This is a genomic window from Pseudonocardia sp. 73-21, assembly GCF_001899645.1.
In the GTDB taxonomy this organism is placed as follows: Bacteria; Actinomycetota; Actinomycetes; order Mycobacteriales; family Pseudonocardiaceae; genus Pseudonocardia.
Window position 1 is genome coordinate 1 of record NZ_MKVV01000066.1, and the last position, 9,496, is coordinate 9,496.

At 70.7% G+C, this 9,496-nt stretch carries 12 protein-coding genes; 10 read left to right on the top strand and 2 right to left on the bottom strand.

The features are described 5' to 3' along the window. The first annotated feature begins 385 nt into the window (after positions 1 to 385). Positions 386 to 1,327, top strand: coding sequence for a hypothetical protein (locus BGP03_RS21745; RefSeq protein ID WP_298795421.1), 942 nt, complete (start codon positions 386 to 388; stop codon positions 1,325 to 1,327). Positions 1,328 to 1,377: 50 nt separating this feature from the next. Continuing rightward, positions 1,378 to 2,403, top strand: a complete 1,026-nt coding sequence (locus BGP03_RS21750; protein ID WP_298795419.1) for a DNA methyltransferase — start codon at positions 1,378 to 1,380, stop codon at positions 2,401 to 2,403. Between the two features lie 242 nt (positions 2,404 to 2,645). On the opposite strand, the gene BGP03_RS21755 is transcribed toward BGP03_RS21750, so the two are convergent. After that, positions 2,646 to 2,858, bottom strand: coding sequence for a DUF3024 domain-containing protein (locus tag BGP03_RS21755; protein WP_298795417.1), 213 nt, complete (start codon positions 2,856 to 2,858; stop codon positions 2,646 to 2,648). Between the two features lie 401 nt (positions 2,859 to 3,259). Here BGP03_RS21755 and BGP03_RS21760 point away from each other — a divergent pair, with 401 nt between their 5' ends. The 4 genes from BGP03_RS21760 to BGP03_RS21775 all read left to right on the top strand — a co-directional run bounded on the left by BGP03_RS21760 (position 3,260) and on the right by BGP03_RS21775 (position 6,409). Next, a complete protein-coding gene (locus BGP03_RS21760; RefSeq protein WP_298795415.1) occupies positions 3,260 to 3,430 on the top strand; it encodes a hypothetical protein in 171 nt (56 codons plus the stop codon). A 110-nt stretch (positions 3,431 to 3,540) separates the two neighbouring features. Next, positions 3,541 to 4,734: a tyrosine-type recombinase/integrase gene (locus BGP03_RS21765; protein WP_298795413.1), complete on the top strand. Its 1,194-nt coding sequence runs from the start codon at positions 3,541 to 3,543 to the stop codon at positions 4,732 to 4,734. A gap of 380 nt (positions 4,735 to 5,114) precedes the next feature. Beyond that, positions 5,115 to 5,561 carry a DUF6545 domain-containing protein gene (locus BGP03_RS21770; RefSeq protein WP_298795411.1) on the top strand — a complete coding sequence of 149 codons (447 nt, stop codon included), beginning with the start codon at positions 5,115 to 5,117 and terminating at the stop codon, positions 5,559 to 5,561. Positions 5,562 to 5,593: 32 nt separating this feature from the next. Continuing rightward, positions 5,594 to 6,409: a DUF3891 family protein gene (locus tag BGP03_RS21775; RefSeq protein WP_298795409.1), complete on the top strand. Its 816-nt coding sequence runs from the start codon at positions 5,594 to 5,596 to the stop codon at positions 6,407 to 6,409. A 1,141-nt stretch (positions 6,410 to 7,550) separates the two neighbouring features. On the opposite strand, the gene BGP03_RS21780 is transcribed toward BGP03_RS21775, so the two are convergent. After that, positions 7,551 to 7,691 carry a hypothetical protein gene (locus BGP03_RS21780; protein ID WP_298795407.1) on the bottom strand — a complete coding sequence of 47 codons (141 nt, stop codon included), beginning with the start codon at positions 7,689 to 7,691 and terminating at the stop codon, positions 7,551 to 7,553. 1 nt (position 7,692) lies between these two features. Here BGP03_RS21780 and BGP03_RS21785 point away from each other — a divergent pair, with 1 nt between their 5' ends. From BGP03_RS21785 to BGP03_RS21800, 4 genes are all read left to right on the top strand, one after another. Next, on the top strand, positions 7,693 to 7,827 hold the full coding sequence (locus BGP03_RS21785) for a hypothetical protein (RefSeq protein WP_298795405.1): 135 nt from the start codon (positions 7,693 to 7,695) through the stop codon (positions 7,825 to 7,827). A gap of 553 nt (positions 7,828 to 8,380) precedes the next feature. Beyond that, positions 8,381 to 8,659 (top strand): PhoU domain-containing protein, encoded by a 279-nt coding sequence (locus BGP03_RS21790; RefSeq protein ID WP_298795403.1) that lies wholly within the window; start codon positions 8,381 to 8,383, stop codon positions 8,657 to 8,659. Continuing rightward, on the top strand, positions 8,631 to 8,774 hold the full coding sequence (locus tag BGP03_RS21795; RefSeq protein ID WP_299737276.1) for a hypothetical protein: 144 nt from the start codon (positions 8,631 to 8,633) through the stop codon (positions 8,772 to 8,774). The genes BGP03_RS21790 and BGP03_RS21795 overlap by 29 nt, the downstream gene beginning before the upstream one ends. A gap of 8 nt (positions 8,775 to 8,782) precedes the next feature. Further along, a partial coding sequence (locus tag BGP03_RS21800) for an IS630 family transposase (protein WP_299737279.1) occupies positions 8,783 to 9,496 on the top strand: 714 nt, incomplete at its 3' end.

Sequence of the window (9,496 nt, forward strand, 5' to 3'; positions counted from 1 at the left end):
ACATCGACGACATCGTCACCGTCGATGACGCCGCCATCGTCATCCTCAGCGGCGGCCAACACCCGTGAGCAGATGAAACCTCGTGCGGTACCTGATCGGTACCTCATCGGTCAGCGATCGGTACCCGGTCGTTTAACCGGTACGACCGACATCGCCGGCCGCGTCAGCCACCGCCAACGTCGTGAAGCATCGGCGGCGATCACTGCGCCCGGGTCGACCCCGCGCGGGTGCTACCAGAATGGCGCATGGAACGGTGCTGAGAATGGAGGTGCCAGGCGCAGCAGTGAATATCGGAATGTCCCCACCGGGGCTTGACGACGGAGTTCAGGGGTGTCCTCGGCCGCGCTTCCGACGCGGCCACCACACCCGATCGCAGGAGCAGCCCATGCAGCCTGACGAACACCCGCAGGCCACCGAACGGCCCGGCGACCCCGGTGCCACCACCCCGAGCCAGGCGGGCCGCGGCCGAGCGGTCGTCGAGTTCCGGCCCTACCCGACCGCGCCGACCCGCACGCGGCGCAGCCCGGCGAACTCCGGACGCCGCGACACCCGGCGGGGCGAGCCGGCGCCCACCCCGTCCACCATCTGGTTCACCCCGGCCCCGGTCCAGCACGAGACCGACTCGCACGCCACTTCCAGGACATCGACGACGCAGGACGTGGGCTCGGCGCTCCCGTCGTCCCCGGGATGCCCGCCGGACGCGGAGCCGTCGGGAGCGCCTTGGCCGCTGCCCGTGCTTGCCCGCGCCGTGGCCTCGTTCAGCGAACCCGGCGCTACCGTCCTGCTCCAGCCCTGGACCACCGGACACGCCGGGACGGTCCCCGCCACCGCGGTCGAAGCCGTCGCCGAGCTCGGCCGCCGGCCGCTCCTCGGAGACCCGTCCGGGTCGGTCGACAGCACCGATGCCGACAGCCCCGACCCCGATGGCACGGACGATCGGGTCGACCTGTTGATCACCGAAATGCCCGCGCGGCACGACGCGGCCGGACAGACCGACTCCCTGGCCCGGCTCGCCGCCCGGGCGCTACGGCTCGGCGGCGTCCTGGTCGTGCTCACCCGGTGTGACCGCGTCGGCGGGGTTCTCGTCGACCCGACCGGGCCGATGGTGACCGCCGGGCAGAACGCCGACCTGCTCTACCTCCAGCACATCGTCGCCGTGCACCTCCCACCCGCCGATCTCCGCCCACACCCCGCGCAGCGGGCCGACGAGCGGGCGCCCGCGCCGCACCGCCGCGTGCACAGCGACGTCCTGGTCTTCGCCCAACCCCATTCCTCCGGAAGTTCAGGCGGCGTCGAGCCCGCCACGGATCGGCCGTCGCGACCGTGACCCGCTCGCCCGCCCGTCACCCCATGCCCGCCGACCCGGGAGGTACCGCCATGCCCGACACCGCTCACCCCGAACCCGCCGCCGTCCCTGACATCGAGGATCTGCCGCTGTCGGTGTGGACCACCGCGCAGCAGCCCCCCGCCAGCCAACGCCGCGAGCGCTACACCTCCGACTCGACCGCGCACCCGGCGAAGATGCTGCCCGCCGTCGCCGCCCACGCCATCGCCCACTACACCCGCCCCGGGGACCTCGTCCTGGACCCGATGTGCGGGATCGGCACCACCCTCGTCGAGGCCGTCCACCTCGGACGGCGCGCCGTCGGCGTCGAGTACGAGGCGCACTGGGTCGACGTCGCCCGCGCCAACCTCAAGCTCGCTCGCCAGCAGGGCATCGACGCGGCCGTGCTCGACGACTCCGGCGTGCTGCACGGCGACGCCCGCCAACTCGCCACGCTGCTGCCCGCGCGCCACACGGGCAACGTCGCGCTCGTCGTCACCTCCCCGCCCTACGGCCCCTCCACCCACGGGCAGGTGTCGGTCATCCCCGGGGGCGGTGTGCAGAAGTACCACCACCTCTACGGCAACCTGCTCGACCGAGGGAACCTCGCCAACATCGGCCACCACCGCCTCCTGGCCGGTTTCCAGCGGATACTCACCGCCCTCGCCGATGTCCTGCGCCCGGGAGGGCACGTGGCGATCACCGTCCGGCCCTGGCGCGAGCACGCCGAACTGATCGACCTGCCCGCCCAGATCCTTGCCTGCGGCACCCGCGCCGGCCTCGTCCCGGTCGAGCGCTGCGTCGCGCTGATCGGTCGCGTCGCCGACGACGGCCTCGTCGCCCGCGGCTCGTTCTTCCAGCGCGACTTCATCCGCAAGCAGCGCGAAGCCGGGCTGCCCCTGCACCTGATCGCCCACGAGGACGTACTGATCTTCAGAGCGCAGGGGCAGTGCTCGAGTCACCGCGAACTCAACGGCGCCGAGCCCGCACTCGCGTCGTCGGTGCTACCCCACTGCCAACCCGACCCAGAAATGTCGGTCGACCGGGTGCCGAACCTGGAACATCCGAGCGCGGCATGACCATCAACTTGGTGTGCAGGCAACCTGCTCGGGTGCTGGCTTGCGGACCTGTTCTGCTGCCATCGATGTTGCGCGCGGGGTTAGGCGCGGGGCGGAGTGCTGGCACGGGTATGCCGGGTCCAGCACCGAGTGGCGAACCTCGCACCGGCCGCGCGGACGACCCAATGACCGGCCGGATCGACTCACACAGACGCCGGTGGCGCCGTACTGGCGAGGCCACCAATCGCCTGCGACGGGTGCCGTCACCAGAACGGGGCGCGGGTCGGGTCGTCGAGGATCTCCAGCAGGGGGTCCGGGCTGTGGGCGGCGGGGGCGTCGACGGCGTGCCATCGGTTGCGGCGGTCGGGCCACCACAGCCTCCACCGCCGCCGGTCATAGCGCAGCTGCGCGATCGGGCGCCGCGTCCACTCCCCGTCCGAGCCGTCCCAGGGTGGGCGGGTCTCGATGATGGTCACCGCGGACCCACGTACATTGTGGACGACCTGAACCTGATCACGCAGATGGTTAGGCACCCGGCCTGCGCAGTACGAGGCGATCCGTCGCACATGGATCTCCGGCGTAGACACGGCCGCGATCCTGGCACGCCGGTAGCGATCGGTCGCAGGCGCCATTCCCGACGATCGCAGCTTGCTGCCGCCCACCGGAGCTGCCGCATTATTTCCGCGGGACCACGGCGCGTGTGTCAGATGGCGTCGGCATGAGCAGACGCACATCTGCTGCGATGCCCGGGCCAAGTGGCCACAGCCACGACCCGGTCAGCGACGCCGGTCAGGAGCGCGAGCAGGCGCCAGCTTCGGAGACTGGTTCATCGGTGTTGCCGTTGTACACCCCGGCGCAGGCGGCGAAGGTGTTGGCGGTGCGCGAATCGTGGCTGCGGCGCCGTGCTGCGGAACGGCGGGTGCCGTGCACGTTTCTGGGCAAGCACCTGCGGTTCTCCCACTACGACGTCGCCGCGATCGCCGCCGCTGGAGCCCGCCCGGCCGCGCCGGCCGCGCCGGTACGACGGCCGCCGATCCGCCGCCGGTGACCGGTCGGCGTTTCGTTGTCGAGCAAATATTCCGCTCTGCAGACATTGGAGCGTCCATACCGGTATTGCGATACCCGACGTTGGGTGTGGTGGCGTGGATAGGGAGTCGAATGGCCTGGGTGGAGCAGAGCGGCAACAACAGTTGGCGGGTCCGTTACCGCCGTGACGACGGCACCATCGGGGCGATCAACGGGTTCGCGACCAAGACGGCCGCCGGTGATCACGCCGGCACATTGGAGTCGGATCAGCGCCAGGGGCGGTGGATCGATCCGGCGGCGGGTAAGACCACCGTGGCGGAGTGGACGCAGGATTGGTTGGGTGCGCTGGATGTCGCGATCCGCACCGAGGACTACTACCGCAGCCTGCTCAGGCGCCACATCCTGCCGCGGTGGGGTGATCACGGGCTGGCTGACATCTCCGGGATCAAGGCGGCGGTGTGGGCCAAGCAGCTGCGCGCGGACGGTTACGCGCAGGCGACGGTGTCGGGGGTGACGAAGTTGCTGTCGCTGTTGTTGGCCGACGCGGTCGAGGAGCGGCTGATCGTGGCGAACCCGATCCGGGCGCGGCGCCGCGGCCGGCACCGCGCGACCCGCCGGGTGGAGCGGATCTGGGCGACACCTGAGGAGGCGTTAGCGGTGGCCGATAACGCCGCCCGGCTCCCGGGTGCTGGGCCTGGCGCTGCCGTGTTGATCGTGACGGCTGCGTGGACGGGAGCTCGGTGGGGTGAGCTCGTCGGGCTGCAACGGTGCAACACGCACCTCGATGACGGCGTGATCGTCGTCGATCCGGACATCGGCACGCTGCACGAGTCCAGCCGAGGCCTGGAGCTCGGGCCGCCGAAGACAGCCGAGTCCGCGCGCACGATCGCCCTGCCCGCCTTCCTGGTCGGTCTCCTACAGGCCCATCTGGATGGCCACGATCACAGGCATGTGTTCGTCTCCCCGGAGGGAGAGCTGCATCGGCGTAGCAACTTCGGCCGCCGTGCGATGCGCCCGGCCGCTGACGGCAATCAGGCCCGGACACGGCCGGAGGTACGGCTGGCGGTGGTGAAGACCGGGTTGACGTTTCACGGGCTGCGTCACAGTCACAAGACCTGGATGATCGCGGACGGCGTGCCGGAGATCGCCCAGGCGCGTCGGCTCGGCCATATTCTCGACGACAAGATCCAGCAGACCTACTCCCATGTCGCCGCCGAGGTCGACGCCCGCCTCCTCGAGGGTTTGGCCGACCGGTGGGCCAAGGCTGTCGCCGATAGCCCCGACAATTCAGCATGGCGATCACCTTCCGGGGTCGCAGCGTCATGACGATTGCCCCGGTGTGAGGGACGACGGCCAGCTACCGTCTTGATTCCCACGCGCTGATGACGAAGCCAAATTTGGCGTTCGTCGCTGTATCTGCCCGCCGAGCGGTGCTTCCGGCCCCCGCTGCGGTGGCCAACGCGGCCACCGCTGGAAAGCGAGTTGAACGAAGACGTCCGAAGTGCTGAGACCGCCCACCGACGTGGTGCGCTTCGCTCTCGACCTCACGGTGCCGCCCACCTCGAGCAGGCCGAATGCGACCTACGACGGGTGTGACCGGTGCCGCCGGGGCGCCGGATCTCGCGTCGCTCGACGAGCCGACTCTCCCCGTCCGGTGATGGAGGTCGTCGAGTGTATACGCGGTCAAGGGCTTTATTGTTTGATCGATGACACATCCCGGCGACACCCACAACTCGGTCACCGATTCCTGGGCCTTCGCCGACGCCGCGGTCGACACCACCGCCAGGCTGCGAGCACCGCATCCCGGCCTGGCGTTCCGGGCCGGGCGCGGCATCAGCAGCCGGCTCTACCGTCGGGAGATCGAGATCCGCGACGGGTTGGTCCTGCTGGGCCCCTTCTACGACCGAGACCTCGCCGGCCGCGCCGGCCAGGTCGCGGCCGGCAGCACCGACCCCGAGATCGCGGTGACCGTCGCGTTGATCCGAGGCGCCCTGCGCGCTCACCGAGCCGGTCAACCCGTCGCGGACCCGCATCCCCTGCCGGCCAGCGGGGCCGACACCCGCACCGCTGACCTCAACTGGATCATCAGGGTCGCGGCGGGGTTCGCTGCCGCGGAGAAGACCCACGGGCACCTCACCGCAGCCGAGGCGTAGCCCCGGGTGATGTCCGGACTGGAGATGAGCCGATGATCCTGAGCCGCTACGACGGGCGACTGCTGGTGGTGCGCCAACCTGACCACGGGCTCCAGACCGGCCTGATCGCCGCCGCCTGGGGCAACGACGAGGTGCCCGCCGTGACCGAGCACCGGGAAGCGAGCCGGCTGGCCGCCGCGCACCACGACGACGGCTGGGCGATCTGGGAACGACACCCCGACCTCGACCCGCACACCGGGCAGCCCACCCAGTTCCACCAGGTCAAACCCCGCGAGCACGTGCCCGCCTACCGGGCCGGAATCCAGCGCGCCGCGCAGCTGGACCCTTGGACCGAGCTGCTGGTCAGCATGCATGGCGCCGGGCTCTACAACGACCGCTACGGCAGCTACCGCCTCGCCGAGGTGGGGGAGCAGTCGCTCACCGACACCGAACGCGAGCTGGTCGAGGAGTTCCTCACCGACATGGCCAGGTTGCAGGCCAGCCTCTACACCGAGGCGATCGGCCACGCGCCGCCCAGCGCCCCTCACGCGCTACCCGAGGTGATGTCGGCCTACCTGCTGCTTCAGGTCTGGGACCGGATCTCGCTGCAGTTCGCGCTGCGGCACGCCGCGGACGCAACGATCGCTCCGCTCCCGGTACCCGGGCAGCAGCACGCCGAGATCCGCTGCCACGCCCGGGGCCGCTTCCGGCTGGCGCTCGATCCCTACCCCTTCGCCGAGAGCTCCGTCGCCCTGCCGGTCACCGCGAGCATCGTCCCCGACCGTCCCTACACCGACACCGAAGACTTCCTGGCCACACTCAGCAGCGCCGACCACACCACCATCGAATGCACAGCAACGAGGCCGTGATCAGGCCGCGCCTGGGTCTGGCCATCCCGTTCTCGTAGAACTGAGCAAGTCAAGCAGCGGAGGTTGGGATGACACGGTGGCTACCGACCTACCTCCGCGGGTCGCTGCCATGCTCGCGACTCCCGGGCCCGTCCCCGAAGGCCTACCGGGAGGACCTTCATGAACGACTCCTCGGCGCTGGTCAACGGCGATCTCATCGAGCCCGCTCAGGTCTACCAGGCCTCCGGGATGCTCAACGTGCAACTCGGGATACCAATCACCGCCGCGATCGCCCTCCTGCGCGCCCACGCCTCCACCGCCCCACCGGCCGCTGATCGACGTCGCACGAGACGTCATCGAGGGGCGGTTGCACCTGACCAGGCCGCCCGACGCGCCCGCCTGACCCGTGGAGGGGGGCTGTGGGGTGCCCCGCACAACAGCACCCGCCCGACAGACGGGCGGGTGCTGCCGCCGGCGGAGGTCCTCCACCCCCACCGGTGCGCGTGGTGGAGGGGACTCCACGCGCACTGATGACTCTGTCCTGGCCATCCCACCGTTACCGACGGTGATCAGCACCGACGAGGCGGTTGCCGACGCAACCTTTCCCGTTGTGATCTCGTTGAACGGGCGCACGGCACCCCATCCGACCAGCCACGAGATGGCGCCGCGCACGCCCGGCAGCCCACGGGGAAGGGGTTCGCCGGGCCACCTGGTGGGCCGGCCTGGCATCGCCAACTCCGTGCGTATCACTGCGGAATGCGTTCGGGTCGGCCCACCTCGTGGACCCCACAACAATGCCGATCGCCGGCGCGGCGGCCGGTGAACAACTCCAGGCTCGGGAAACCCGGCGCGCGCAGGTGATCAGGCGCATGATGGGCGCTGTCAAGCCCGCTCCGGACCCCGGCGGGCGCTACTGCGACAGCACGCGCCGGTTCCACGCTACCCACCCCGACCGGCGGGAGCAGGGGACCACCATGTGCACCAGCCACCGACCAGTCGCCGCGCCGCCGCGCCCGCCCGGCCTGCGGGCGACGTCATGACCGACATCCGCGACGGCGGGTCACCCGAGGACACCACCGCGCCCGTACGACACCTATCCGGCGCGTCCCCCGGCCGCGACGCGCACCGTGACGCCCTCGACGCCCTCGACGTCCTCGAGGCCTCACGGGATCGGCAGCCCAGCACGCTGGGACGACACCTCGACATCTACCTTGCCGCGGTCGCCGACGAGCTCCACGCCTGGGGCGTGATCACCGGATCGCCCCAGCGCCGCGATCCCGACCACCAGCTGATCGGGGTCCATCGTGCTCGACACCACCGCGCTGCGCCTGGCCGCCTGGGCCCCCACCGCCCTGACCGTCACCAGCGAGTCCCTCGGCGGCGCGCTGCACCCCAGCGCCCCGCACCCCGTCGTCGCGACCTGGGAGGGGTGCCCGTAAGAGCCGCGCTATGAAGTGACAAGTAGCGGCGGTCCGGACAGCGCCGATCCCGCTGCCGGGCAGGCCCGTTGCATCGGAACGAGATCCATCGGTAGCGGCCGCGCGCTGGGCTGGTCACAGCAGCTCAATTTGGCGCTCACACCGTCCGACGCGGCAGGACCACGACGTCGCCGAAGATCAAGAGCGGGCGTCATGGCGAGACCTTTCCACCCGGTCGAAGGCCTCGCGCGGTACCGCCGATCGGTGGGGTTGGTGAGTGTTGAGGCGAGCGGTGGCGCGCTGCGGTAGGCCTGACGGCGTCTCCGCGGCGTCGACCGCTCCGCCGCCGCCAGCGGGCCACTCATCCGATCCGGACCCGGTGGTGGGTGGTCGGTGGCCTGGCGGGTGGGCTACACAAGCTCCCACGCTCCCCAGCGTCGCCCGCGGGTCGTGACTCGCAGGCCGTGCAGGATGTGACCGGCCGGGCCCGATCGGGTCCGGCCGGACGGCCAGGACTTCGCGCGGTGCGAGGAGCTGGCCTCTACGGTCAGGGCCGTGCGGGGAACGTTTCACGGTGAGCTGGCGCAGTGAGCTGGCGCAGCTCGGTGCCGAGCTGGCCACGATGTGCACGTTTTCCGCCGACGCCATGGAGCAGGCGACGACGGCGTTGGTGAACGCAGACCTGCGGCTGGCCGAGCAGGTGATCAGCGGCGATGACCGGATCGACCGGTTGCGCGCGCGGGCCGAGGACGACGCCTACCGGCTGTTGTCGTTGCAGGCCCCCGGTGGCGCGGGACCTGCGGCTGATCGTGACCGGGATCCGGGTGGCGGAGAAGATCGAGCGGATGGGTGATCTGGCCCGGCACGTCGCGGAGCTGGCGCGGCGGCGGCACGTCGTGCGGGGCTGCCCGGGTTCCGGACGGGCAGTACCTAGTGTCCTGAGTCGGAAGTTCCCGCTCAGTCGTTAGTGTGCGGTATGCCGTCCCCGCATCCGCAGATGATCGTGCTGTCCGATGACGAACGGGCCCAGTTGGAGTCCTGGGCTCGTCGCAGGACGAGCGCGGCGGGTTTGGCGTTGCGGAGCCGGATCGTGCTCGCGGCCGCCGAGGGTGGGTCCAACGTGGCGCTCGCCGAGCGTCTCGGGGTGGCACGCTCGACGGTGCGGATCTGGCGCAACCGGTTCGCCGAGCGGCGCCTGGACGGCCTGGTCGACGAGCCCCGGCCCGGCCGGCCTCGCACGGTCTCCGACGCCGATGTCGAACGGTTGATCACTGAGACGCTGGAAACGGCACCCAAGGATGCGACGCACTGGTCGACCCGGTCCATGGCTGCCCACCTCTGGATGTCGCAATCGACGGTGTCACGGGTGTGGCGGGCGTTCGGACTGGCTCCGCACAAGGTCGACACCTGGAAGTTGTCCAAGGACCCGTTGTTCGTGGACAAAGTCCGCGATGTCGTCGGGCTCTACCTCAACCCGCCCGAGCGGGCGCTGGTGCTGTGCGTGGACGAGAAGACCCAGATCCAAGCGCTGGACCGGACCCAGCCGGTGTTCCCGATGCCGCCCGGCAGCCCCGCGCGGGCCAGCCACGACTACGTCCGCAACGGCACGTCGAGCCTCTACGCCGCCCTCGACATCGCCACCGGGAAGGTCATCGGCTCTCTGCACAACCGTCACCGGGCGGTCGAGTTC

Bases quoted from the DNA above. Each gene is read 5' to 3' on its own strand.
- BGP03_RS21745 (WP_298795421.1), top strand. From the start codon at position 386: ATGCAGCCTGACGAACACCCGCAGGCCACCGAACGGCCCGGCGACCCC.
- BGP03_RS21750 (WP_298795419.1), top strand. From the start codon at position 1,378: ATGCCCGACACCGCTCACCCCGAACCCGCCGCCGTCCCTGACATCGAG.
- BGP03_RS21765 (WP_298795413.1), top strand. From the start codon at position 3,541: ATGGCCTGGGTGGAGCAGAGCGGCAACAACAGTTGGCGGGTCCGTTAC.
- BGP03_RS21770 (WP_298795411.1), top strand. From the start codon at position 5,115: ATGACACATCCCGGCGACACCCACAACTCGGTCACCGATTCCTGGGCC.
- BGP03_RS21775 (WP_298795409.1), top strand. From the start codon at position 5,594: ATGATCCTGAGCCGCTACGACGGGCGACTGCTGGTGGTGCGCCAACCT.
- BGP03_RS21780 (WP_298795407.1), bottom strand. From the start codon at position 7,691: ATGGACCCCGATCAGCTGGTGGTCGGGATCGCGGCGCTGGGGCGATCC.